The following is a 24,910-nucleotide window of genomic DNA, read 5'->3' as shown; positions in this document are numbered from 1 at the left end:
GTTGTCGTTGTAACCGCGGGCGTCGACCTTCCTGTCGCCCCGAGGTGGCGGACGAACATCCATTCGTCCATGGCTGGGCCTCATGCCCCGCCGAAATCAGAAATTCTTGGTAATCCAGCCGCGCAACTTGTCCACCAAGCCACCCACGCTGCCGCCGGCCGGGCCACTCACGCGCATGCCGCCGGAGCGCGCGCCATGCAGCAGCAGGCCGACGCCGGTCGAATGCAGCGGATTGGCGATCACCTCGCCCAGGCCACTGACGTGCTGCGGCACGCCGACGCGCACCATCTTGTGGAAGATCTCCTCGGCCAGCTCCAGCGCGCCCTCCATGCGGGAGGCGCCGCCGGTCAGCACCACGCCGGCTGCCACCAGGCTGTCGTAGCCGGAGCGGCGCAGCTCGTCCTGCACCATCTCGAAGATTTCCTCGTAGCGCGCCTGCACCGATTGCGCCAGCGACTGGCGCGCCAGTCGACGCGGCGGCCGATCGCCCACGCTGGGCACCTGGATGGTTTCTTCCGCGTGCGCCAGCTGGGCCAGCGCGCAGGCGTACTTGATCTTGATTTCCTCGGCATGCGCGGTCGGCGTGTGCACGCCGTAGGCGATGTCGTTGGTGACCTGGTCGCCGCCCACCGGCAGCGACTTGGTGTAGCGAATCGCGCCCTGCGTATAGATCGCGATGTCGGTGGTGCCGGCGCCGATATCGACCAGGCAGACGCCCAGCTCGCGCTCGTCATCGGTCAGCACCGACTTCGAGCTGGCCACGGCCGAAGGCACCAGCTCGTCCACGGTCAGACCGCAACGCTGGATGCACTTGCTGATGTTCTGCACCGCGGCGGCGGCGCCGGTAACCAGGTGCACGCTGGCCTCGAGGCGCACGCCACTCATGCCGACCGGCGAGCGGATGCCGTCCTGGCCGTCGATGCGGTACTCCTGCGATTCCTTGTAAAGCACCTTGCGGTCGGCCGGAATCGCCACGGCGCTGGCGGCTTCCAGCACCTGGTCCAGATCGCCCGGCGTCACTTCGCGGTCACGGATGGCCGCGGTGCCATGCGAGTTCTTGGTCTCCAGGTGGCTGCCGGAAATCGAGGCGAACACCGAGCGGATATCGCAACCGGCCATCAGCTCGGCCTCTTCGACCGCGCGCTGGATCGAATGCACGGTGGATTCGATGTCGACCACCGAACCGCGCTTCATGCCGCGCGAGACGTGCGTGCCGATGCCGATCACTTCGATCGGTTCGCCCGGCTCGTACTCGCCGACGATGGCAACCACCTTGGAGGTGCCGATATCGAGGCCGACCACCAGCTGTTTATCGTTCTTGGTCTTCATGTGCGGGGCGTGCCTCCAGCGTTCACGGCATTCGCCTGCGGCGGCCATCGAACAGCAAATCCATTGGTGTAACGAAGATCGGCATAGGCAAAACCCTCGGTGTGGCCAGCCATCAGCTGCGGATAGACATCGAGGAAACGGCGCAGGCGGCGACCGGCCTGGTCGCGATCGCCCAGGACGATCTGCGCGCCGTTACTCGTGGTGAGACTCCAGCTGCCACGCTCGGTAAGCGCGACGCCGGTGATTTTCAAATGCGTATTGGTGAACGCCTTCTGCGTTTCCGCATAGAAGCTCACCACTTCGGCCAGGCGCGCATCGGGGCCGCGCAGGTCCGGCAGGTCGGTGTTGGCGGCCACGTCGGGCACATCGAACACCAGGCCCTGGCGGCTTATCAGCTGCTTCTCGTTCCAGCGCGCGAACGGCTGGCGCTCGTAGATGCGCAGGATCAAGGTGTCAGGCCAGCGCTTGCGCGCTTCCACCGACTCCACCCACGGCAACCCAGCCACCGCCTTCTGCACGCCATCGAGGTCGAGGGCGAAGAACCCCTTGCCCAGCCGCGGCATCACGGCCTGGCGCAGTTCATCCTGCGTCACGTGCTTGAACTCGGCCTGCACCGTCAACTGAGTCACCGGCCAACGATTGGCCGCAAACCATCCGCGCAGCACGCCGACGATCGGCAGCGCCACGAGCGCGATGGCCAGACACCAGGCAACGAGGCGGATGGTTCCCCTCACACGCCCTCCCGGAAGCTCGTTTCCAGCACGCGCCAGCACAAGGTCTGGTAGTCGATGCCCGCCACGGCCGCGGCCTTGGGCACCAGCGAATGCGAGGTCATGCCCGGCGCGGTATTCACTTCCAGCAGCCAGTTGCGGCCCTGCTTGTCGCGCATTACGTCGACGCGGCCCCAGCCCGAGCAGGCCAGCGCATCGAACGCGCGCAACGCGAGCTCCTGCATCTCACGCTCGGCCTCACCTTGCAGGCCCGGCACGAGGTACTGGGTGTCCTCGGCGATGTACTTGGCGTTGTAGTCGTAGTACTCGCCCTTGGGCACGATGTTGATCGTGGCCAGCACCTGGCGGTCGAGAATGCCGACGGTGTATTCGCCGCCCTCGATCAGGGTTTCCATCAGAAGGTCGCCGGGGTACTTGTGCGCAAGCTCCACCGCTGCGTCCAGATCCTTCTCGTCGAATACGCGCGTGACGCCGACGCTGGAACCTTCCCAGGCCGGCTTCACGATCAGCGGGAAGCCGATCTCGCGTGCGGCGGCATGCACGTCGGCACCGCGCGGCAGCGCCTTGAAGCGCGGCGTCGGCAGGCCCAAGGCCTGCCACACCAGCTTCGCGCGGATCTTGTCCAGCGACAGCGCCGAGCCCAGCACGCCCGAGCCGGTGAATGGGACGCGCAGCGACTGCAGCGCGCCCTGCAGCTCGCCGTTCTCGCCACCGCCACCGTGCAGGATGTTGAACACGCGGGCGAAGTGCCCTGCGCGCACGGCATCGAGCAGCGCCGGGATGCCGTCGATGGCGTGCGCATCGACGCCACGTGCCTGCAACGCAGCCAGCACGTTGCGGCCGGAGTCGAGCGACACCTCGCGCTCGGCCGAGCTGCCACCCATCACCACGGCGACGCGGCCAAACTGTGCGGGATCGGTAATCGTCTTGCTCATGGTTTGCTCGTCTTCAGTTGACCGGCCTGGGCCAGTTCCACCGCTGCTGCGCCGATATCGCCGGCGCCAAGCAGCAGCAACAGATCGCCGTCGCGCAGCAGCGCGGGCAGCGTGGTCTTCAGTTCACGCGGATGGTCGATCAGCACCGGATCGACCTTGCCGCGCGCACGCACGGCGCGCGCCAGCGCACGGCCGTCCGCGCCGGCAATGGGCGCTTCGCCGGCCGGATAGACATCGGTCAGCACCAGCACGTCGGCCTCAGCCAGCACGTTGGCGAAGTCGTCCAGCAGGTCGCGCGTGCGGCTGTAGCGATGCGGCTGGAAGCCGACCACCAGGCGGCGATCCGGCCAGCCGCCACGGGCCGCCTCGAATACGGCAGCCAGCTCGCGCGGGTGATGGCCGTAGTCATCGACCAGCAAGACCTTGCCCTGGTCGAGCGCGATCTCGCCCCGGCGATGGAAGCGACGTCCCACGCCCTGGAAGTTCTCCAGCGCGTGGGCAATCGCCTCGGCTTCCACGCCCAGCTGCCAGCCAATGGTGGCGGCGGCCAGCGCGTTCAGCACGTTGTGACGGCCCGGCAGGTTGAGTTTGATACGCAGCGCTTCGTTGCGGCCCGGCAGCCACAGGTCGAAATGCATTTCGAAGCCATGCTGCGACAGGTTGCTGGCGCGCACGTCGGCGTCGTGGGTGTCGATGCCGTAACTCATCACGCGGCGCGTGGTGGACTTGGCCAGCTCGGCGACTTCCGGATCGTCGACGCACAGCACCGCCAGGCCGTAGAACGGCAGGCGGTGCAGGAAGTCGCTGAAGGCCTTCTTCACCAGGGCGAAGTCGCCGTTGTAGTTTTCCAGGTGGTCCGCGTCGATATTGGTGACCGCGGCGATCACCGGCGACAGCATCAGGAACGATCCGTCGGACTCGTCCGCCTCGGCCACGATGTACTGGCCGGTGCCCAGGCGCGCGTTGGCGCCGGCGGCGTTGAGCTGGCCGCCGATGACGAAGGTCGGATCGTAATTCGCTTCGGCCAACACGCTCGCCACCAGGCTGGTGGTGGTGGTCTTGCCATGCGTGCCGGCAATCGCGATGCCGCGACGGAAACGCATCAGCTCGCCCAGCATCTCCGCACGCGGCACCACCGGGATGCGCGCGGCGCGCGCAGCAACCAGCTCGGGGTTGTCGGCGCTGATCGCGCTCGAGGTAACCACCACGTCGGAGTCACCGAGGTTTTCCGCGGCATGGCCAACGTGCACGACGATACCCAGCTGCGCCAGTCGCTGCGCCGTCGGCGAATTCGCGCGGTCCGAGCCGGACACGGCATAGCCGAGGTTGTGCAGCACTTCGGCGATACCGCTCATGCCTACGCCACCGATACCGATGAAATGCACGCGGCGGAAGGTGGTCATCAGGTCTTCGTGGGCGAGCAGGCGACGCGGCGTCATGCGCTCACCTCCATGCAGGCGCGCGCGATCACCGCGGCCGCATCGGGCTTGGCCAGCGTGCGCGCGGCCTCGGCCATCGCCACCAGCTGATCACGATTTCCCAGCAACGCCTCGAGGCGCTGCGCCAGTTGCTGTACGTCCAGATCTCGCTCCTGCATCAATTCGGCCGCACCCGTGGCGACCAGCGCCTCGGCATTGCGGGTCTGGTGGTCGTCCACCGCATAAGGGAACGGCACCAGCACGGCGCCAAGCCCTGCAGCCGTCAGCTCGGCCAGCGTCAGGGCGCCCGCACGGCATACGGCAAGGTCGGCCCAGGCATAGGTGCCGGCCATGTCTTCGATAAACGGCACGATTTGCGCGTCGACGCCGGCCTTGGCATAGGCCGCGCGTGCTTCGTCGATGCCGCGGTTGCCGCACTGGTGCAGCACTTTGGGTCGCTGCCCTGGCGCGAGCAGGGACAGTGCCTGCGGCAGCGCCAGATTCAAGGCACGCGCGCCCAGGCTGCCGCCCAGCACCAGCAGGCGCGACCGACCACTGCGAGCAGCCATCCGCTCACGCGGCGCCGGCAAGCCGGCGATCGCGCGGCGCACCGGGTTGCCCACCCACTCGGCGCCGGGCAAGGCGTCGCTGAAGCCGGCCAGCACGCGCTGGGCAAATCCGGCGAGCTTGCGATTGGTGAAGCCGGCCACGCGATTCTGCTCATGCACCAGCAGCGGACGGCGGGTGAGCCGCGCGGCAACACCGCCCGGCCCGGCCACATAGCCGCCCATCGACAACACGCTGCGCGGCTTGACCCGGCGCAGCACGGCTAGCGATGCCATCAGCGCACGCGCGAGCATCAACGGCGCCAGCAGGCGGGTCTTGACGCCCTTGCCGCGCAGCCCGCCCACCGGCACGGTGATCAGCTCGATGCCATGGACCGGCACCACTTTCGTTTCCATGCCGCCTTCCGCGCCCAGCCACACCACCGGCACGCCTTGGGCCTGCAGCGCCTCGGCCACGGCCAGGCCGGGGAAAATATGTCCGCCGGTGCCGCCGGCCATGATCAGCACGGGAGCCTGCGCACTCATGCGGTCACCGCCTCGCGCGCAGGCACGGCAGCTGCAGTATTCGCATCGGGCACGGCGTTGGCCGGCAGTCGCGCCGCCATCTGGCGCGCGTCGATGGCGCGATTGATTTCGTAGGTGGTGCGCAGCAGTACGCCGGCCATCGCGCAGGTCAGCACGATGGAGGAGCCGCCGTAGCTGATCAACGGCAAGGTCAGACCCTTGGTCGGCAACGCACCGAGATTCACGCCAATCGACACCATGGTCTGCGCGCCCAGCATCAGGGAGATGCCGAAGGCGACGTAACCGGCGAAGCGCTGCCCCATCTCCATGCCCTTGAGGCCCATGTACAGGCCGCGCCCCACGGCCAGCGCGAACAGGCCCATGACCAGCAGGATGCCGGCGAGGCCGAGTTCCTCGGAGATCACCGCGAAGATGAAGTCGGTATGCGCTTCGGGCAGATAGGACAGCTTGAGCACGCTCGACCCCAGCCCCACGCCGGTCCACTCACCGCGTCCGATCGCCATCAGCGACTGGGTGAGCTGGAAGCCGTCGTTGAACGGATCCGCCCACGGATCGATGAACGAGGTCAGTCGGCGCATGCGATAGGGTTCGAACTTCGCCACGAACCACAGCAAGGCCACCACCGGCAGGCCCATGCCACCGAGATACACCGGCTTCGCACCGCCGAGCCAGATCATGCCGATGGTCACCGCGATCATCAGCGTCGCCGAACCGAAGTCCGGTTGCAGCAACAGCAGCACCACGAACATTCCCGCGACCACGATCGGCTTGAACAAACCCCAGAACGAGGTCTCGACGCTTTCCCGATGGCGCACCAGGTAGCTGGCCGTATACACGACCAGGATCAACTTGACCGCTTCCACCGGCTGGAAGGTGGTGACAATGAGATGCAGCCATCGACGCGCGCCGTTGATGCGTGCGCCGATGCCGGGCACGAACACCAGCAGGAGCAAAAGCACCGCAGCGCCGAGCAGCAGGTAGGCATTCTTTTCCAACAGCTTCAGCTCGGTGCGCATGGCCATCACGGCGAAGACGACGCCGAGGCCCAGGAACAACAGGTGCTTCTTCAAGAAATAGAACGCACCGATGTGCTGGCTGTCGGCCACTGCGATCGAGCTGGAGGTCACCATCACCACGCCAACGCTCGCCAGACCGACGAGCGCGATCACCAGCGGCATGTCGAAGCTGCCGCGGGGTCCCTGTCGTCGTTTGGCCTGGGTGGTGTCGAAGAGCATCGTCAGCGCACCTTCAACGTGGCGAGACCAATGAGCACCAGCACGACGCTGATGATCCAGAAGCGCACGATGACGCGCGGCTCCGGCCAGCCTTTCAGCTCGAAGTGGTGATGGATCGGCGCCATGCGGAATACCCGCTTGCCGGTCATCTTGAAGCTGGCCACCTGGATCATCACCGAGGCGGTTTCCATCACGAACACGCCACCCATGATCAGCAGCACGATCTCCTGGCGCACGATCACCGCGATGGCGGCGAGCGCCGCGCCGATGGCGAGGGCGCCAACGTCACCCATGAAGACCTGGGCCGGATAGGTGTTGAACCACAGGAAACCCAGGCCAGCGCCGGACAGCGCGCCACAGAAGATCGCCAGTTCGCCCGCACCGGGAATCGAAGGAATGCCGAGGTATTCCGAGAACACCTTGTTGCCGGCCAGGTAGGCAAAGACACCGAGTGCACCCGACACCAGCACCGTCGGCATGATGGCCAGGCCATCCAGGCCATCGGTGAGATTCACCGCATTGGAGAAGCCCACGATCATGAAATAGGCGACGACCACGAACATCACGCCCAGCGGCAGTGCCACCTGCTTGAACAGCGGCACGTACAACGCCGTCTCCGCCACCGGCAGCACGCCGGTCGCCTGCGGGGCGGTGTAGTAGAGGAACAACGCGGCAGCGAGGCCGAACACGGACTGCCAGAAATACTTCCAGCGCGAGGCCAGGCCGCGGCTGTCCTTCAGCACCAGCTTCTTGTAGTCGTCGTAGAAGCCGATCACGCCGAAGCTGAGCAACACGGCCAGCACCAGCCACACGTAGCGATTGTGCAGGTCGGTCCACAACAAGGTGGAAATGCTCACCGCCAGCAGGATCATCACGCCGCCCATGGTCGGCGTGCCGGCCTTGGACAAATGCGTCTGCGGGCCATCCTTGCGCACTACCTGGCCGGCCTTGAGTTCGGCCAGCTTGCGGATCAGGAACGGGCCAAACAGCAGCGACATCGACAGCGCGGTGAGCGCGGCCATGATCGTGCGGAACGTGATGTACTGAAACAGGTGCAGGGCGGTGAAGTCCCGTGCCATCCAGCCTGCGAGTTCAAGCAGCATCGGATGCGCCCTCCCCTTTACCCTTGTCGTTGCGAAGTGCGACGACCACCTGATCCATCCCGGCCGAGCGCGAGCCCTTGACCAGGCAGGTGACGCCGCCGTGTACCTGTTGCTTCAGCGCGGCGGCCAGCGCCGCCTTGTCCGCGAAGTGTTCGCCGCCCTCGCCAAATGCCTTGACCGCCGCAGCGCTCAAGGGACCCACGGCGAACAGCCGGTCGATGCCGTGCTTGCGCGCGTGCTCACCGATACCGGCATGCAGCGCCGCGGCGTTCTCGCCAAGCTCGGCCATATCGCCCAGCACCAGCCAGCGTTCGCCGTCCGCCAGGGCCAGCGTATCGATGGCGGCACCGACCGAACCGGGATTGGCGTTGTAGCTGTCGTCGATCAAGGTCCAGTTGCCGGGCATGTGCTCGAGTTGCAACCGGCCGGCGACACCTGGCACCTGTTCGAGACCAGCGACGATGGCGTGCAGCGGCACCTCGAGCGCGAGCGCAATCGACGCGGCGGCGAGTGCGTTGGCAATGTTGTGGCGACCTGCCAGCGGCAGCATCACTTCGGCGTCGCCCAGCGGCGTGCTCAGCACGAAGCGTGAACCGTCCACGCGTTGCTCGAGGATGTCCGCGCCGACGTCGGCCTTGTGGTCCAGCCCGAAACGCAACTGGCGGCGCGTGCCTGCCAGCCCTGCGAAGAAGCTGGCGAACGCATCGTCCGCATTGATGATCGCCACGCCGTCGACCGGCAAGGCCTGGTACAGCGCGCCCTTGGTCTCGGCGACGCCTTCCACGCTACCCATCCGCTCAAGATGCGCGGGCGCAATGGTGTTGACGAGGCCGATATCGGGCCGTGCGATGGCAGCGAGATAGGCGATATCGCCCGGCTTGCCTGCACCCATTTCGAGCACCGCGAACTGGGTGTCCTGCGGCATGGACAGCAGGGTCAGTGGCAAACCCAGTTCGTTGTTGTAATTGCCGGCATTGACGTGGATGCGACCGTGACGCGACAGGATCGACGCCGTGAGCGTCTTCACCGTGGTCTTGCCGTTGGAACCGGTGATGCCGATGACGCGCACATTGCTCTGCGCCCGCACTGCGCTCGCCAAGTCACCCAGCGCCAGCTCGGTATCGTCCACCAAGACCTGCGGCAGGGCCGATTCCACCTTGCGCGTGACCAGCGCTGCCACGGCACCGCGCGCCATGGCCTCGTCGAGGTAGTCATGACCGTCGACCCGCTCGCCCTTGATCGCCACGAACAGGTCGCCCTGCTTCAGCTTGCGGGTGTCGATGGCGACGCCGGTCACGTCCATATCGGCGCTGTTCAAGCGGCCGCGGGTCCACAGGGCGATGGCGCTCAGGCGCATCATGCGCGTGCCTCCAGTACGTGGCGAGCCACGGCAAGATCGTCAAACGGTCGCTTGCCGGCAGCGCCCTCCTGGTAGGTCTCATGCCCCTTGCCGGCGATCAGCACCACGTCGCCGGCGGCGGCAAGGGCAAGGGCGCGGTCGATGGCCACCGCGCGATCGCGCTCGACCGTCGCCGTCGCCGGCTGACGGAGCCCGGCAACGATCTGCGCCACGATGACGTCGCCGTCTTCGCCACGCGGGTTGTCGTCGGTAATGATGATCTGGTCGGCCAGGCGCTCCGCAATCGCGCCCATCTCCGGCCGCTTGCCGGCATCACGCTCGCCGCCGCAGCCGAACACGCAGATCAGGCGACCTTCGCAATGCGCTCGCAGCGCGGTGAGCGCCTGCTCCAGCGCGTCCGGCGTGTGGGCGTAATCCACCACGACCAGCGGCAGGCCCTCGACGCCGCCGAGGCGGTTCATGCGGCCGTTGATCGGCTGCAAGGCCTCGATGGCCGCGACGATAGGCTCGAACGCTTCACCCAGCGCACCCAGGCACGCGACCACCGTCAACAGATTGGCGACGTTGAAGCGGCCAAGCAGACGGCTGCGCACAGCATGGGTGCCCCACGGCGTCTGCAGCTCGAAGGAGAGGCCTTCAGCTGACGTGCTGACATCGACGGCACGAAGATCCGCTGCCGCATCGCCTTCGGCGCTCAGGCGCAGCGCGCGCACGTCCGCCGGCAGGCGGTCGGCAAGCTGACGACCAAAGGCATCATCAATATTGATGGCGGCAGCGTGCAGCGACGGCCAGGCGAACAGCTTGGCCTTGGCTTCACCATAGGCTTCCATGCTGCCGTGGTAGTCGAGATGGTCGCGGGTGAGGTTGGTGAAGGCGGCCATCTCGAACGCCACGGCCGCCACGCGGCCTTGCTCCAGCGCGTGCGAGGACACTTCCATCGCCACGTGGGTGGCGCCCTCGTCGCGGAACGACGCCAGCAGCCCCTGCACGCTGATTGCATCAGGCGTCGTGCGCTCACCTTCGCTGATGCGGCCATGCAAGCCGGCGCCCAGGGTGCCGATGGTGGCCGCGCGATGGCCCAGATGCTCCAGCGCCTGGGCCAGCAACTGCACGGTGGAGGTCTTGCCGTTGGTGCCAGTCACGCCGATCACGCGCAGCGACTCGGACGGACGCCCGAAGAAGCGCGCAGCGATCTCGCCCACCTTGCCATGCAAGCCGTCCACCCACAGTACCGGCACATCCATCGGCGGCGCCTGGTCAGCCGGCGCTTCGGCCAATACGACACGCGCGCCGCGGGCGACGGCACCCTCGGCAAAGCTGATGCCATGCCCGCGCGTGCCACGCAGCGCAAAGAACGCATCGCCAGGACGCACCTGACGCGAGTCCAGCGCCAGGCCCGAAACGACGATATCGCCGACACCCGGGGTGTCGGCGATGCCCTTGAGCAACTGGTCGAGGCGCGCGCTCATGGCGTCTCCCCTTCGACCGGCGAATCGTCGACGGTCTCCACCACGGGGGGCTTGCTCCCGGTCAGGCCGTTCTGTCCTTGCAACGGTCCGCCGACATACCACCGACCGATGTTGTCCGGGGGCACGTCCATCAGGCGCAGCGCGCCATCCATGACCTTGGCGAAGACCGGGCCGGATACCAGCGCGCCGTAGTAGCTGCCCTTCTTCGGGTTGTCGATCACCACCACCGCCGCCATGCGCGGATCGGATGCGGGCACGATGCCGGCGAAGGCCGCGCTGTAGTTGTTCTTCGAATAGCCACCGGCACTGGCCTTGTGCGCAGTGCCGGTCTTGCCGGCCACGCCGTAGTTGGCGATCCAGGTATACGGTGCCGCGGTGCCGCCGGGCTGGGTCACCGAGACCATCATCTGCACCAGTTCTTTGGCGATCTTCGGATCGATGATCTGCTTGGCCTCGTTGTCCGAGCCCTTCACGAAGGTGGGCAGATGCATGACGCCGTCGTCGGCGATGGTGGCGTAGCCGTTCGCCAGCTGCAGCGGCGTCACGTTGAGACCGTAGCCGTAGGCCAGGATGGCCTTTTCCAGCATGCCCCAGCTCTTGCCCGGCTTCAGGTAGCCCGAGGCCTCGCCCGGAAAGCCGCTGTTGGTGCTGTTGCCAAAACCAAAGCCACGATAGGTCTCGTACAACAGGCCGGTATCCAGCGTCATCGCCACCTTCGCCGCGCCGATATTGCTGGATTTGGCGAGGATGCCGGTGGGTGACAGCATGCCGTTGGCATGGGTGTCGCGGATGTCATGCGAGATATAGAAGAAGTGCCCGTTGCCGGTGTCCACCAGCGGGCCGGTGGGCGTGTACTTGCCGCTGGACAGCGCGGCCGCCATCACGAACGGCTTGATGGTGGAGCCCGGCTCGACCACGTCGGTCATCGCGCGGTTGCGGCGGCTGGACGGATTGCTGCCGCGCAGGGCATTGGGGTTATAGGTCGGCCAGTTCACCATGGCCAGCACTTCGCCATTGCGCACGTCGATGATCACCATGGAGCCGGAGTCGGAATCCGACTGCTCGATGGTGTTCTTGAGCTCGTTGTAGGCGAGGAACTGGATGCGCCGATCGATGCTGAGCGTGATGTCGCGGCCCGGCTGCGGCGCGCGCACCAGCTCGACATCCTCCACCACATGGCCCATGCGATCGCGGATGACGCGCTTGGCGCCCTTCTTGCCGGCCAGCCAGTCGTCGAAGGCCAGCTCCAGGCCTTCCTGGCCGTGGTCGTCGATATTGGTGAAGCCGAGCACGTGCGCGGTCACCGGACCCGAAGGATAGAAGCGGCGGAATTCGCGCTGGCCATTGACGCCCGGCACACCCAGGTCCAGCACCACCTGCGCGGCATCCGGCGACATCTGCCGCTTCAGATAGACGAACTCCTTCTCCGAGCGCTGCGCCAGGTATTCCTTCAGCGCGCCAGCATCCATGCCGATGGCGGCGGCCAGTTTCGGCAGGCGATCCTCGTTGTCCAGCAGCTCGGCCGGATTCGCCCAGATGGAAACCACCGGCGTCGACACAGCCAGCGGCTCGCCATTGCGATCGAAGATGGTGCCGCGCGAAACCGCGATCGGCACCTCGCGCAGGAAGCGCGCATCGCCCTGGTTCTGATAGAACTCCTTGCGCACCACCTGCAGATCGAAGGCGCGCGCCACCAGGCCCAGCGAGGCCAGGCCCAGCACCACCGCCACCACCACCATGCGACGGCGCGTGCTCGGGGCCGCGTTGCGGCGGCGAGTGGGATGGGCGCTCGTACGCGGGCGCGGCTTCATCGGCGCACCAGCTGGATGTCTTGCGGCTTGGGATTGACCATGCCGAGCTTCTGCCGCGACTCGTCATCGACGCGACGCGGCTCGGCCCAGGTGGCCTGCTCCAGCTCCAGCTTGCCGTATTCGATATTGAGGTCGTCGCGCTGGTCCTGCAGACGGGTCAGTTCGACAAACAGCACGCGGCTCTCATGGCGCGTCCACACCACGGCAATGGCGCTGGACAGCACCGCCGCGATGAGGATCAGCATGAAGATGCCGCCGAGGACCTTCATCCGAGTTTCTCCGCCACGCGCAGCACCGCCGAACGGGAGCGCGGATTGACGGACAACTCGGCATCGGAAGGAAACTGCGCCTTGCCCACCGCAGCCAGGCGGGCGGGTGCCGCCGCCACCGGCGGGCCACGGCGGCTGCCTTGCACGCGGCCGGAGTGGTCGCGGATGAACAGCTTGACCGCGCGATCCTCCAGCGAGTGGAAGCTGATCACCGACAGGCGGCCGCCCACCTTGAGCAGCGACAAGGCCGCGTCGAGGCCTGTCGCCAGCGCGTCCAGCTCGCCATTCACGTGGATGCGCAGGGCCTGAAAGCTGCGCGTGGCCGGATGCTTGCCCGGTTCGCGGCGACCCACCACGCGCTCGATCAGCGCGGCCAGCTGGCCGGTGCGGGTGATCGGGTTTTCAGCACGGTCCTCGACGATGGCCCGCGCAATCTTGCGACTGAAGCGCTCCTCGCCAAACACCCACAACACGTCGGCGATCTCGCGATCGCCGGCATGGGCGAGGAAATCCGCGGCGCTTTCGCCCTGAGTGGTGTCCATGCGCATGTCCAGCGGCGCATCGGCCATGAAGCTGAAGCCGCGTGCGGCTTCGTCCAGCTGCGGTGAGGACACGCCCAGGTCGAGCAGGATGCCGTCCAGGCCGCCGGCGGTTTCGTCCCACTCGGCCATGCTGGAGAAATTGGCGTGACGGATCGATACGCGCGGATCGGCGGCAAACTCGGCCTGCGCCGTGGCGATGGCCTGGGGGTCGCGATCCATCAGCAGCAGGCGACCATCGGGACCGAGACGCGACAGCACGGCCCGGGCGTGACCGCCCCGTCCGAAGGTGCCATCGAGATAACGCCCGCCTTCCCACACGGCGAGTCCCTCCACTGCTTCACCCAGCATCACCGGGATGTGCCGCAACTGCTCGGCCATGCCGCACTCCCGCTCCCGTCCCGTAAATTCCGCCGCGCCGCCACCGTTGCCGGTTACAGGCGCAGCTCCGCCATCTCGTTGGTGATCTCGTCTTCGCCGATGGTCTGGCGGATCTTGGCCAGGTGGGCCTGTTCGCTCCAAAGCTCGAACTTGTTGCCCATGCCCAGCAGAACCGCTTTCTTCTCGATGCCCGTGGTTGCGCGCTGGCTGGTCGGCAGCAGGATGCGTGCCGCGCCATCCGGCTCGACCACGCTCGCGGCGCCCACCAGCTTCATCTGCATGTCGCGATGGGCGGCTTTGACCTTGGGCAGGGCGTTCACCTGGTCGCGCACCTGCTCCCACTCGGCGTACGGGAACAGCCACAGGCAGCCCGATTCGAAGGGGTTGTAGGTGATCACCAGACGATTGGCGCAGGCGTCGGCCACCAACTCGCGATACGCGGTCGGAATGGCCAGCCGGCCCTTGTCGTCAACAGTGATGGCAGTTTCGCCCTGGAACACGGCCAATAGACTCCACGAATTCCCACGATTTCACACAGGAACCCACGATAGTCTCGCCCCCTGAGACTGTCAAGGGAATTTCGCTTGTGAATCAATGAGAAAGGCGATGATCTGGCAGTAATTCCAGCCCTTTCTGAGGAAACACCCAAAGGTGCTTGAATGGGTAGGATTTTTTCAAAACGCCAGTCCATCTTTCCGCAGGCCCGACGGCCCTCCGGAAGGCTCCGGCATGAATCACCCGTTCATGCCCGCCACGCAGTCGTCATCGCCACGTCAGGATCGACATGGCGATGACGGCCGGTGGTGAATCGAGGCGGAGTCGGCCTGTAAGCCGGGTTCTGTACGTCTTGCGACGCGACAGTCATTCCTCTCGGCCAGACGTCGCCGTCTGGCTCCAGCAACCTACCCGGGAACAACGCGGGCCGCGTTATCGTTCCCCTATTCGGTCTTGCTCCAGGTGGGGTTTACCGTGCCATGCGGCGTTAGCCCCGCACGCGGTGCGCTCTTACCGCACCCTTTCACCCTTACCACGCACATCCGGAGATGCCGTTCGGCGGTCTGCTCTCTGTTGCACTGGCCGTCAGCTCGCGCTGCCCAGGCGTTACCTGGCACCTTGCCCTGTGGAGCCCGGACTTTCCTCGATGCGCTTGCGCGCGACGCGACTGTCCGGCCGACTCCGCGCGGCATTGTAGTGCAAGACGCGGCTCAAGACGCCTGAGAAGTGCACGCACCGCAGCTCTGCCTGTAGGAGCGCACCCAGTGCGCGAAGAGCCAACGGAGTGGTGATGCCGTGATCGCGCACAAGGTGCGCTCCTACAACAACAAAGGCCGACCGCCCTTAACCCTCGTAGAGCAGTTTGCGCGGGGCACCAGTAATGGCCGCCGCAAGCTTCGCTGCCTTGGCGGGCGGCAACTCCTCGCGCAACAAGGCGAACACCCGACGCCCCTCCGCTTCGCGCGCATCGGTTTCCTCGCCGCGACCGGCTACCAGGATCACGTGCTCGCCGCGCTGCTGATCCGGGTCACTCACCACCCGCGTCGCCAGCTCGCCCAGCGGTTCGCCAAGCACCGTCTCAAACAGCTTGGTCAGCTCGCGCGCCAGCACGCCCTCGCGCGCCGCGCCGAAGACGTCGCGCATATCGGCAAGGCTCTCCGCCACCCGATGCGACGACTCATAGAAGATGAGCGTGCGTGGATCGCCCGCAAGTTCCTGCAAGCGGGCGCGCCGCGCGGCGGACTTGGGCGGCAGGAAACCTTCGAAGACGAAGCGGTCGCTGGGCAGACCTGCCACGGAAAGTCCTGCGATCGCCGCGCACGGACCCGGCACCGGGGCACAGCGGATCCCGGCCGCACGCGCAGCCCGCACCAGCCGGAAGCCGGGGTCGCTGATCAAGGGCGTCCCCGCATCCGAGATCAGGGCGACCGATTCACCGCCCTGCAAGCGCCGCACGATCGCATCGACGACGTCACGTTCATTGTGCTCATGCAGGGCTACCAGCGGCGTGCCGATGTTGTAGTGGGTAAGCAGCGGGCGACTGTGCCGCGTGTCCTCGGCAGCAATCACCGCGACCGAGCGCAAGGTTTCGATGGCGCGTGCGGAAAAGTCGTCGCGATGGCCAATCGGTGTGGCAACGACCCATAGCAGGCCCGGCTGAATCTGTGACATCTTGCCCTTTCCTCCGCCGCGAGGCGGCAATCCAATGGGCTATCATCGCCCATCCGCCGACTATGTCGTCAAAAAGATCGAAAGGGATTTGGCCATGCGCTTGTACCGCGCCGCAGGCATTGTCCTGCTGATTTCACTCGCACTCAGCGCCTGCGTTCCGCCAACGGCGACCCGCTCCCCCGCCGAAATCGCCGCCAGCCAGCAGGCCGATGCGCTCGCCCAGCAAGGCAAGTTCGAGGACGCCGCACAGGCGTACCTGGCCCTGGCGAAAACCTCCGCCACCCCCGATCACTATCGCCTGCTTGCAGCCGAAGCGTATCGTCAGGAAGGCCAGCTCGACCGCGCAGCACCGTTCGCCAACGATATTCGACGCCAGCGCCTGACCGGTGACGAGCCCTCGCGGCTCGACCTGCTGCAGGCCGAGCTGGCGCTGAAGCAGCACGATGCGAACCGCGCCCTGCAGCTCACCACGCAACCGAACATCAGCGTGCCACCGGCGCTGCAGCTTCGCCTGCTCGAGCTGCGCGCGCAGGCCATGCAGGAGACCGGCGATTACTGGGGTGCCGCGCGCTCGCGCATGGAGATGGACAGCCAGCTCAGCGGCCTGGACCAGACACAGAATCGCAAGCAGTTGGTCGCCTTGCTGGTCAAACTCGGCGCCGACCCGCTGAAACAGCGCGCCAGCGCCATGCAGCAAGGCGATCGCATGCTGCCGTGGGTGAACGAGGCGCTGACCCAGCTCGGCGTCGCCGTGGCGCGCCAGCAACCCGCGCTGGAACAGGAAGTCGGTACCATGACGCCGGGTGAAGGCGCCAATGTGCGCGAGGGCTACAAGATGCCTGCGCGCGTCGCCTTGCTGTTGCCGGCGAACGGCAATCTTGCCGCGGCGAGCTCGGCCATTCGCGAGGGCTTTTTCGCTGCCTACGCGGATGCTTCGCGAAATCACGCGCCCCGACCGCTGGTGCGCGTATACGACAGCGGCGGCACGGCCGCCAGCGCCATCAAGGCTTATCAACAGGCCGTCACCGACGGGGCACAACTGGTGATCGGGCCGCTGACGCGTGGCGAGGTTTCCGCCCTGTTCGGCCTGTCGGACCTGCCGGTCGCCCTGCTCGCGCTGAATCACCCGGACGACAAGAGCCTGCCCGCCAATGGCGTGAGCGAATTTGGCCTGCTCCCTGAAACCGAAGGTGCCCAGGCCGCCGACCACATGGCCGAGCGCGGCACCCTCACTGCCTACGTCATCGTCAGCAGCGACGACTTTGCGCAGCGCGCCGCCACCGCCTTCAAGGCCGAAATCGAGGCGCGCGGCGGCAAGGTGGCCGGCATGGGCAACCTGCCTGCCACGGGTGTCAACTTCGCCCCGACCATTACCGGGCTGGGCATGCCCACCGATGGCAATGACCCCGGCAACCCTCCCAGTGAGGCGGGCGGTGCCAGCACGAGCGGTGTCTTCATCAGCATGCGCCCGCAGCAGGCGCGGCTGCTGCTGCCGCAGCTCAAGCTCGCCCGCGTGAACCTCCCGGTGTTTGGCACTTCACATATCTATGCCGGCGTAGACGATGCCGGCGCGAACCGCGACCTGGAAGGCGTCGAATTCTGCGACGCGCCGTGGCTGTTCGACGCACAACCCGGCCTGCCCAACCGCGGCGACATCGCCGCGCAGCTGCCGGCCGCGCGCGGCACCTCGGCACGATTGTTCGCCTTTGGCATGGATGCCTGGAGTCTGGCGCCCTACGTCGACTGGCTGCGCGCGCATCCCGGCAGCTATCTACCGGGCGCCAGTGGTCAGCTCACTGCCGACCAGTTCGGTCGCGTACGCCGGGTGCTGGTGTGGGCGAAGTTCCAGGACGGCCTGGCCCGTCCGCTCAATGGTAGCCTGCAGATGGACAGCGCACCGGCATTGTCGCCGCCCGTCGGCAACGATCAGCCCAGCCAGGGCTGATTGGAGCGGGGCTGATTGGAGCCGGGCTGATGCGGGCTGCGGGAGCGCGCTTCGAAGAACGTGCCGGCGCCGCCCTGCAGCGCGCCGGCCTCAAACTGCTGGCGCGCAACTACACCATCCGCCACGGCGAGCTCGACCTGGTCATGCTCGATGGCGACACGGTGGTCTTTGTCGAAGTACGTCACCGCCTGCATGCCGTGCACGGCAGCGCTGCAGCTTCGGTTACCGCCAGCAAGCAGCAAAAGCTGATACGTACCGCCGAACTGTGGCTTGCTGCCCACAGCAAGTACGCACAGCAAAGCTGTCGTTTCGATGTGGTGACCTACGACGGCCCCGAGGACCAGGCGCGGATGGACTGGTTGCGCGGCGCGTTCGAAGCGCACTAGCCCCGCCGTGATTCCCGCGCAGGCTGCATCCGGTGGGATACTGCGCGCATGAGCCTTCCCGACTCCTTGCTTGTCACCCTCCGTTCGCACTTTCCGGAGGCCTCGCTGGCCACCGGTGACGCCGAACGCCTCGCCTACGCCTACGACAATTCGCGCCGCAACGCGAAGCCGGATGCCGTGGTGTTCCCTACCGAGCACGCGCAGGTAGAAGCCCTGGTGCAAGCCTGCCGCGCCCATCAGGTATCGGTGATCGGCCGCGGCCGCGGCACCAATACCACTGGCGCCACAGTGCCGGTGGATGGCGGTGTGGTGGTGAGCTTCGAGCGCATGAACCGCATCCTGCGCATTGATCCTGACAATCGCTTCGCGGTGGTGGAACCTGGCGTTCTCAATGGTGACCTGCAGCAGGCACTGAAACCCCATGGGTTCTTCTGGCCGCCCGACCCCTCGTCGGCGCCATGGTGCAGCATCGGTGGCAACCTCGCCTGCAATTCGGCCGGCCCGCGCACGGTGAAATACGGCAGTCCGCGCGAGAACACACTGGGCTTGCGCGCCGTCGCGGGCACCGGCGACGGCTTCCGCTGCGGCACCTATACGAGCAAGGGCGCCACCGGCTACGACCTCACCCGCCTGCTGATCGGCTCGGAAGGCACGCTTGCGCTGATCACCGAAGCCACGCTCAAGCTCACGCCCAAACCCACCGGGCTGCGCACCATGCGCGCCACTTATCGCGACGTGGGCGCCGCTGCACGGGCGGTGGCGCGGATCATGGCGCAGCCGGTTACGCCGTGCGCGCTTGAATTCATCGACGACGTGGCGCTCAAGCTCGCCCGTGATTACGGCGGTGACGTGGTGCCGCTGGCCGGTGCCATGCTGATGGTCGAAGTGGATGGCGAGCCGGATACCTTGGCGGGCGCCATGGAAGCAGTAGCACGTGCCGCGCGCGGCGATGGGCTGGAAGAGCTACGCATTGCCGAGACAGTGGAGGAAACGCAGGCGCTGTGGTCCGCGCGCAAGGCGCTATCCCCTGCACAGCGCACGATCTCGCCGAACAAGATCAACGAGGACGTGGTGGTGCCGGTGAGCCGGCTGCCCGAACTCGTCGATGGCATCAAGCAACTATCGAAGAAGCACGACGTGCTGATCGTCAGCTTCGGTCATGCCGGCAATGGCAACCTGCACGTCAACCTGCTGCCGCGCGACGAGGCCGAGCGCGAGCGCGCGCATGCCTGCCTGGCGGAGGTGTTTGCACTGGTGATCGCGCTGGACGGCACGCTTTCAGGCGAGCACGGCATCGGCCTGGTCAAGCGCGAGTTCATGCCGTTGGCATTGCAACCGAGCACGCTGCAACTGATGCGCAACGTGAAGTCGGCGTTTGATCCGGATGGCATCCTGAATCCGGGAAAATTACTGCCCTGATGCCTCTCTGTAGGAGCGCACCCAGTGCGCGATGGCCGTTACGGCGTCACCGCTCCGTTGGCTTTTCGCGCACTGGGTGCGCTCCTACAAGGGGGCGGTTATACCGAACGCTTGGCAAAAATGAGGTGCAGTCCGAACAGCACGAAGACCGCGCCAGCCAGCCCATCGATCCAGCGCGACAGCCTCAGGTAGCCGCGGCGCATGGCCGGTAGTGCAAACACGCCGGCAACCAGCGTGAACCACAACAGGGTTTCGAGGATGACCATGGTCCACAGGCCCCAGCGGGCGCCGGTGCTCACACGGTCGCCGAGGAAGGCGGAGAACACGCTGCCGAAATAAATGACCACCTTGGGGTTGGAAAGGTTGGTGAACAGGCCGGCACGCAAGGTGGCCGAGTCGCCCTGCTGCAGCGCCGGCTTCTGTTCCGCGCTAGGCGGCGACGGTTTGCTCAGCGCCCCGCGCAGCATCTTGACGCCCATCCAGGCCAGGTAGAGGCCGCCAGCGATGGCAATCAGGCGCTCCAGCCACGCCAGCCGCTGCAGCAGCAACTGCAGGCCTGCGAGGGCCAACGCCGACCACACCATCACGCCCAGGGTGATGCCCACCACGCCAAACATGGCCTGGCGGCGGGTGCGACTGACGGCCGTCTGCGAGACGAAGAAAAAGTCGGGACCCGGGCTCAACAGGGCTACCAGATGCACGACCGCAATGGTCAGGAACAAACTCACGCTTCATCTCCTCAAGGGTCCGAACAGGCGTCGCGGCGCCGCAACTTGTCGCGCCAGCACCCATTCCTCTACGCTGGCGGCTATTTTGGCATGGCCATGGGTCGCCCAAGGCGCCATACAGGGGATCATCGGGATCGCCGCGACAGGCCGCCATCGCCATTGGCCTGCCCGGAAGAGCGTGTCCCGCCCTACCGTCCAACCGCTTCAACCCATACGAACTTGCTGATGAATCTTCGACTGCGCCTGATTGCGATGAACTTCCTGCAATTCTTCGTATGGGGGTCATGGCTGCTGACGATCGGCGCCTACTGGTTCCAGACCAAGCAGTGGTCCGGCGCGCAGTTCGGCGCGATCTTCTCGACCATGGGCATCGCCTCGTTGTTCATGCCGTCGCTGATGGGCGTGGTCGCGGACAAATGGATCAACGCGGAGAAGCTCTATGGCCTGATGCATATCGGCGGCGCCCTGGTACTGTTCTGCGTGCCGATGGTGCAGTCGCCGGGGCTGATGTTCTGGGTGATGTTGCTCAACATGATGTTCTACATGCCGACCATCTCGCTCTCCATCGCGGTGGCCTATAACGCGCTGAAAAGCGACGGCAAGGACATCGTCAAGGACTACCCGCCGATCCGCGTGTGGGGCACGGTGGGCTTCATCGCCGCGCTGTGGACGGTGAGCCTGCTGCGCCTGGAAACCTCGTCCGGCCAGTTCTATGTCGCCTCCGGCGCGGCCTTGCTGTTGGGCCTGTACGCGTTCACCCTGCCGCCCTGCCCGCCGCGCTTCCAGCGCAAGCCCAATCAGTCGCTGCTCGACACGCTAGGACTCACCTCGTTCTCGCTGTTCCGCGATCCACGCATGGCGGTGTTCTTTGTCTTCGCGATGCTGCTTGGCGCCTCGCTGCAGCTGACCAATGCCTACGGCGACACCTTCCTGCATGATTTCGCCCGCATGGACGCCTACAAGGACCTGGTGGCGGTACGCTACCCGGCCATCATCATGTCGATCTCGCAGATTTCCGAGACGCTGTTCATCCTGGCGATTCCGTTCTTCCTGAAGCGCTTCGGCATCAAGACCGTGATGCTGATCAGCATGTTCGCCTGGACCCTGCGCTTTGGCCTGTTCGCTTATGGCGACCCGGGCCCGGGCCTGTGGATGATCGTGCTGTCGTGCATCGTCTACGGCATGGCCTTTGATTTCTTCAATATCTCCGGCTCGCTGTTCGTCGAAGGTCAGAGCGACCCTTCGATCCGCGCCAGCGCGCAGGGCCTGTTCATGCTGATGACCAATGGCATCGGCGCGGTGCTGGGCAGCTCGCTGAGCGGCCTGATCATCGAGGCCTTCTTCACCCACCCCGACCAGAGCAAGGACTGGCACGGCATCTGGGTCACCTTTGCGCTGTATTCGCTGGTGGTCGCGCTGCTGTTCATGTTCCTGTTCAAGCACAAGCATGATCCGGCCGGCGCGCGGGTGTGGGCGGAGAAGGCTGCGAACTGAGGCGGCCCGGGTCGCGCAATGGGTGCGCTCCTACAACAGGAAAAGCAGCCTCCGGGTACAATGGGCGGATGCAGATTGGTCCTTACCGCATCGACCCGAACGTGGTGCTCGCGCCCATGGCCGGCGTCACCGACAAACCGTTTCGCCTGCTGTGCAAGCGGCTGGGCGCGGGTCTGGCCGTGTCGGAAATGACCGCATCCGATCCGCGCCTGTGGCAGACACGCAAGTCGTTGCGGCGCATGGACCATGCCGGCGAACCCGAGCCGGTGAGCGTGCAGATCGCCGGCTATGACCCGGTCATGCTGGCTGAGGCAGCACGCTACAACGCCGACAATGGTGCGCAGATCATCGACATCAACATGGGTTGCCCGGCCAAGAAGGTCTGCAACGTGTGGTCGGGATCGGCCCTGCTGCAGGACGAGCCGCTGGTGGCGCGCATCGTCAAGGCAGTCGTCGACGCGGTCGATGTGCCGGTGACGCTGAAGATCCGGACCGGCTGGGATCGCGCGAACAAGAACGCGCTGAGCATCGCGAAGATCGCCGAGGACGCAGGCATTGCCGCCTTGGCCGTGCATGGCCGCACGCGTGCCGACAAGTACGAGGGCGAGGCCGAGTACGACACCATCGCGGCCGTGAAAGCCGCCGTGCGCATCCCGGTGCTGGCGAACGGCGACGTCGTCACGCCGCAACAGGCGAAGCACGTGCTCGACGTCACCGGCGCCGATGCGGTGATGGTGGGCCGCGGTGCGCAAGGTCGGCCGTGGATCTTCCGCGAGATCTCGCACTACCTCGCCACCGGCCAAACGCTGCCCGAGCCGACGCCACATGAAGTCGGCGAGATCCTGATCCATCATCTCGAACAGCTGTATGCGTTCTATGGCGAACTGCAGGGCGTGCGCATCGCGCGCAAGCATCTGGGTTGGTACGCGAAGGATCGCCCCGAAAATGCCGCGTTCCGCCACGTGGTGAATCGCGCGGAAAGCGCCGCCGAACAGCTGCAACTGACGCGGGACTATTTCGCCGCGCTAGGCGCCGGGGAACGACTGGCGGCGTGAAACCTCGCGATCGCACGCAGCGATCGCAAACCCTTGCGCGCAGCCCTGATGCATCATCGGCGCTCTGCCGCATGCGCTCCTCTTCATGATTCAGTGCCGCCATCGACGTATCCAGCACCAGCGGTTCGTCCGTCTTGGTCGACTGCTCGTACTGGGCGCCGTCTTGCTGCTGAGCGGCTGCGAAGCCACCCTGTTCGCCGGGCTCAATGCCACCGATCAGCACAAGCACATCGAGCAGCAGCACAGCATCGTTTTCGATGCCGATCACCAGCTCGCGCTGGATATCTATGCGCCCGTGCACGCGGAGCACGCGCCGATCGTGGTGTTCTTCTACGGCGGCGACTGGATGCGTGGCGAGCGTGCCTGGTATCGCTTCGTGGGTACGGCGCTGTCGGCGCAGGGCGTGATCGTCGTGATCCCCGATTACCGCAAATATCCCCAGGTGCGCATGGACGGCTTCATGCAGGATGCCGCGCGAGCGGTGGCCTGGGCGCATCAGCATGCCAGCGAACTGGGCGGAACGCCGGACGACATCTTCGTCATGGGGCACTCGGCTGGTGGCCAGATCGCCGCCCTGGTGGCTACCGATCCGCAGTGGTTGGGCGCCTACGGTATCCACCCGTCGGACCTGGCCGGCTTTATCGGCCTGGCTGGCTGCTACGACTTCATGCCGATCGCGGCCAATGAAACGGATATGCTCGGTATGTTCGGCCGTACGATGGAGGAACAGAAGAGGGCCCAGCCGGTTTTGCATGTTGATGGGGCCGAGCCGCCCATGTTGCTACTGCAAGGCAGCAACGATCACGAGGTCGAGCCGTCCAACGCGATCTCGCTGACCCGGACGATGCAAGCCCACCACGAAGACGTGACGCTCAAGTTATATCCCGGCCTGGGACACGAAGCGGTCCTGTTTGCCTTGTCCCGCCCCTTGCGAAGCGACGCGCCTACGTTGGCTGACGTTCTTGCCTTCATCCGCTCGCACCCGGCAGCGCGGCAAAACGACCCCCAGGGATCGGCGGCGGCCTGCGCGGGGAGCGCCTGTGTCAGCGGTCACTGAGCAAGCTCAACGGCGACTTGACGTAGACAGCCAACGTTGTAGCGTTTCCGACTTGGTCGCGCTCCCACCAAAGGACTGCCATCGTGAACAGCATCGTCACTGGCGAATTTCCGTATATCCACGGTTTCTCCTCCGACGAGCAGTCGCGCCTGATGCGCCAGGCGCGGATGTTCGAGACCAAGCTGTTCAGCCGCATCGACTACAGCGAGACCTCGCGCCTGCTGGAAGTGGGTTGCGGCGTCGGTGCGCAGACCGAGATCCTGCTGCGACGCTTTCCCCATCTGCATGTCACGGGCGTGGACCGCTCCGCCGCCCAGCTCGCGGCGGCCGAACAGAACCTGGCGGCCACCGCGTGGTGCAGTGCGCGCTATACGCTGCAACTCGCCGATGCCACCGACCTGCCCTTCGCCGAACGCAGTTTCGACGGCGCCTACCTCTGCTGGGTACTGGAACACATGCCCAGCCCTGCCCGCGTGCTCAGCGAAGTGCGCCGCGTGCTGAGCCCGGGCTCGGTCATCTATGTAACCGAAGTGCTCAACTCATCGTTCTTTCTCGATCCGTACTCGCCCCATCTGCTGCGTTACTGGATGGCCTTCAACGACCACCAGTACGACAGTGGCGGCGATCCGTTCATCGGCGCCAAGCTGGGCAACCTGCTGCTGGCCGGCGGCTATCGCGATGTGCAGACCGAGGTCAAAAGCTTCCACCTGGATAACCGGCAACCCGGTAAGCGCAAGCAGATGATCGAGTTCTGGGAAGAGCTGCTGCTATCGGCCGCGGACCAACTGACCGATACCGGCAAGGTCGATGCGGCGACCGTCGAAGGCATGCGCCGGGAATTGCAGGCGGTACGCAACGACCCCAACGCGGTGTTCTTCTTTGGCTTTGTGCAGGCACAGGCGACGGTGTATTGAGCGAGGTGCAGGCGTTGTGGCACCTCCGCGCACCATACCGGACGTTGATTCGAACTCTGTTCTACAGCTCTGTTG

Annotated in this window: 22 protein-coding genes and 1 other RNA gene; 7 read left to right on the top strand and 16 right to left on the bottom strand. The window is 65.9% G+C overall.

Annotation, left to right across the window (positions count from 1 at the left end; translation table 11 throughout):
• Positions 1–96: 96 nt before the first annotated feature.
• The 15 genes from ftsA to rsmI form a co-directional block, all read right to left on the bottom strand.
• Positions 97–1,329, bottom strand: a complete 1,233-nt coding sequence (gene ftsA, locus OUZ49_RS00535) for a cell division protein FtsA (protein WP_266147932.1) — start codon at positions 1,327–1,329, stop codon at positions 97–99.
• On the bottom strand, positions 1,326–2,063 hold the full coding sequence (locus tag OUZ49_RS00530; RefSeq protein ID WP_266147931.1) for a cell division protein FtsQ/DivIB: 738 nt from the start codon (positions 2,061–2,063) through the stop codon (positions 1,326–1,328). The genes ftsA and OUZ49_RS00530 overlap by 4 nt, the downstream gene beginning before the upstream one ends.
• Complete coding sequence (locus OUZ49_RS00525; protein ID WP_266147930.1) at positions 2,060–2,995, bottom strand: D-alanine--D-alanine ligase; 936 nt, start codon at positions 2,993–2,995, stop codon at positions 2,060–2,062. The genes OUZ49_RS00530 and OUZ49_RS00525 overlap by 4 nt, the downstream gene beginning before the upstream one ends.
• Entirely contained in the window at positions 2,992–4,434 is a 1,443-nt protein-coding gene (gene murC, locus OUZ49_RS00520; RefSeq protein ID WP_266147928.1) for a UDP-N-acetylmuramate--L-alanine ligase, read from the bottom strand. The genes OUZ49_RS00525 and murC overlap by 4 nt, the downstream gene beginning before the upstream one ends.
• On the bottom strand, positions 4,431–5,504 hold the full coding sequence (gene murG, locus OUZ49_RS00515; RefSeq protein ID WP_266147927.1) for an undecaprenyldiphospho-muramoylpentapeptide beta-N-acetylglucosaminyltransferase: 1,074 nt from the start codon (positions 5,502–5,504) through the stop codon (positions 4,431–4,433). Before murG ends, murC begins: the two co-directional genes overlap by 4 nt.
• Positions 5,501–6,739: a putative lipid II flippase FtsW gene (ftsW, locus tag OUZ49_RS00510; protein ID WP_266147925.1), complete on the bottom strand. Its 1,239-nt coding sequence runs from the start codon at positions 6,737–6,739 to the stop codon at positions 5,501–5,503. The genes murG and ftsW overlap by 4 nt, the downstream gene beginning before the upstream one ends.
• A gap of 2 nt (positions 6,740–6,741) precedes the next feature.
• A complete protein-coding gene (gene mraY, locus OUZ49_RS00505; protein WP_266147924.1) occupies positions 6,742–7,842 on the bottom strand; it encodes a phospho-N-acetylmuramoyl-pentapeptide-transferase in 1,101 nt (366 codons plus the stop codon).
• Positions 7,832–9,202, bottom strand: a complete 1,371-nt coding sequence (locus OUZ49_RS00500) for a UDP-N-acetylmuramoyl-tripeptide--D-alanyl-D-alanine ligase (RefSeq protein WP_266147922.1) — start codon at positions 9,200–9,202, stop codon at positions 7,832–7,834. The genes mraY and OUZ49_RS00500 overlap by 11 nt, the downstream gene beginning before the upstream one ends.
• Positions 9,199–10,671, bottom strand: a complete 1,473-nt coding sequence (locus OUZ49_RS00495) for a UDP-N-acetylmuramoyl-L-alanyl-D-glutamate--2,6-diaminopimelate ligase (protein WP_266147921.1) — start codon at positions 10,669–10,671, stop codon at positions 9,199–9,201. The genes OUZ49_RS00500 and OUZ49_RS00495 overlap by 4 nt, the downstream gene beginning before the upstream one ends.
• Positions 10,668–12,482: a peptidoglycan D,D-transpeptidase FtsI family protein gene (locus OUZ49_RS00490; protein WP_266147920.1), complete on the bottom strand. Its 1,815-nt coding sequence runs from the start codon at positions 12,480–12,482 to the stop codon at positions 10,668–10,670. Before OUZ49_RS00490 ends, OUZ49_RS00495 begins: the two co-directional genes overlap by 4 nt.
• Positions 12,479–12,751: a cell division protein FtsL gene (ftsL, locus tag OUZ49_RS00485; RefSeq protein WP_266147919.1), complete on the bottom strand. Its 273-nt coding sequence runs from the start codon at positions 12,749–12,751 to the stop codon at positions 12,479–12,481. The genes OUZ49_RS00490 and ftsL overlap by 4 nt, the downstream gene beginning before the upstream one ends.
• The gene (gene rsmH, locus OUZ49_RS00480; RefSeq protein ID WP_266147918.1) at positions 12,748–13,671 is read right to left on the bottom strand and encodes a 16S rRNA (cytosine(1402)-N(4))-methyltransferase RsmH; all 924 of its coding nucleotides are present in this window, start codon (positions 13,669–13,671) and stop codon (positions 12,748–12,750) included. Before rsmH ends, ftsL begins: the two co-directional genes overlap by 4 nt.
• Positions 13,672–13,724: 53 nt before the next feature.
• Positions 13,725–14,171, bottom strand: coding sequence for a division/cell wall cluster transcriptional repressor MraZ (gene mraZ / locus OUZ49_RS00475; protein ID WP_266147916.1), 447 nt, complete (start codon positions 14,169–14,171; stop codon positions 13,725–13,727).
• Between the two features lie 311 nt (positions 14,172–14,482).
• Positions 14,483–14,849, bottom strand: an RNA gene (gene rnpB / locus OUZ49_RS00470) — RNase P RNA component class A.
• 160 nt (positions 14,850–15,009) lie between these two features.
• On the bottom strand, positions 15,010–15,837 hold the full coding sequence (gene rsmI, locus OUZ49_RS00465) for a 16S rRNA (cytidine(1402)-2'-O)-methyltransferase (protein WP_266147914.1): 828 nt from the start codon (positions 15,835–15,837) through the stop codon (positions 15,010–15,012).
• A 94-nt stretch (positions 15,838–15,931) separates the two neighbouring features.
• Between rsmI and OUZ49_RS00460 the strand changes: the two genes are divergently transcribed.
• From OUZ49_RS00460 to OUZ49_RS00450, 3 genes are read left to right on the top strand one after another with little or no spacing between them, the layout of a single operon-like run.
• Positions 15,932–17,782: a penicillin-binding protein activator gene (locus OUZ49_RS00460; RefSeq protein WP_266147912.1), complete on the top strand. Its 1,851-nt coding sequence runs from the start codon at positions 15,932–15,934 to the stop codon at positions 17,780–17,782.
• A 29-nt stretch (positions 17,783–17,811) separates the two neighbouring features.
• A complete protein-coding gene (locus tag OUZ49_RS00455) occupies positions 17,812–18,168 on the top strand; it encodes a YraN family protein (protein WP_266147911.1) in 357 nt (118 codons plus the stop codon).
• 48 nt (positions 18,169–18,216) lie between these two features.
• Positions 18,217–19,587, top strand: a complete 1,371-nt coding sequence (locus tag OUZ49_RS00450; protein ID WP_266147910.1) for an FAD-binding oxidoreductase — start codon at positions 18,217–18,219, stop codon at positions 19,585–19,587.
• A 98-nt stretch (positions 19,588–19,685) separates the two neighbouring features.
• Here the strand turns inward: OUZ49_RS00450 and rhtC are convergent, their stop codons facing one another.
• The gene (gene rhtC / locus OUZ49_RS00445; protein WP_266147909.1) at positions 19,686–20,315 is read right to left on the bottom strand and encodes a threonine export protein RhtC; all 630 of its coding nucleotides are present in this window, start codon (positions 20,313–20,315) and stop codon (positions 19,686–19,688) included.
• 225 nt (positions 20,316–20,540) lie between these two features.
• Between rhtC and OUZ49_RS00440 the strand changes: the two genes are divergently transcribed.
• The 4 genes from OUZ49_RS00440 (at position 20,541) to OUZ49_RS00425 (ending at position 24,835) form a co-directional block, all read left to right on the top strand.
• The gene (locus OUZ49_RS00440) at positions 20,541–21,809 is read left to right on the top strand and encodes a nucleoside permease (protein ID WP_266147908.1); all 1,269 of its coding nucleotides are present in this window, start codon (positions 20,541–20,543) and stop codon (positions 21,807–21,809) included.
• A 68-nt stretch (positions 21,810–21,877) separates the two neighbouring features.
• A complete protein-coding gene (gene dusB, locus OUZ49_RS00435) occupies positions 21,878–22,864 on the top strand; it encodes a tRNA dihydrouridine synthase DusB (protein WP_266147907.1) in 987 nt (328 codons plus the stop codon).
• An 85-nt stretch (positions 22,865–22,949) separates the two neighbouring features.
• On the top strand, positions 22,950–23,921 hold the full coding sequence (locus tag OUZ49_RS00430) for an alpha/beta hydrolase (RefSeq protein ID WP_266147906.1): 972 nt from the start codon (positions 22,950–22,952) through the stop codon (positions 23,919–23,921).
• Positions 23,922–24,013: 92 nt separating this feature from the next.
• Positions 24,014–24,835, top strand: a complete 822-nt coding sequence (locus OUZ49_RS00425; RefSeq protein WP_266148613.1) for a class I SAM-dependent methyltransferase — start codon at positions 24,014–24,016, stop codon at positions 24,833–24,835.
• Positions 24,836–24,910: the final 75 nt, after the last annotated feature.

This window comes from Dyella halodurans (assembly GCF_026283925.1).
Classification (GTDB): domain Bacteria; phylum Pseudomonadota; class Gammaproteobacteria; order Xanthomonadales; family Rhodanobacteraceae; genus Dyella; species Dyella halodurans.
The sequence above is the reverse complement of the archived record's forward strand: the minus strand, read 5'-3'. Positions and strand labels throughout refer to the sequence as shown.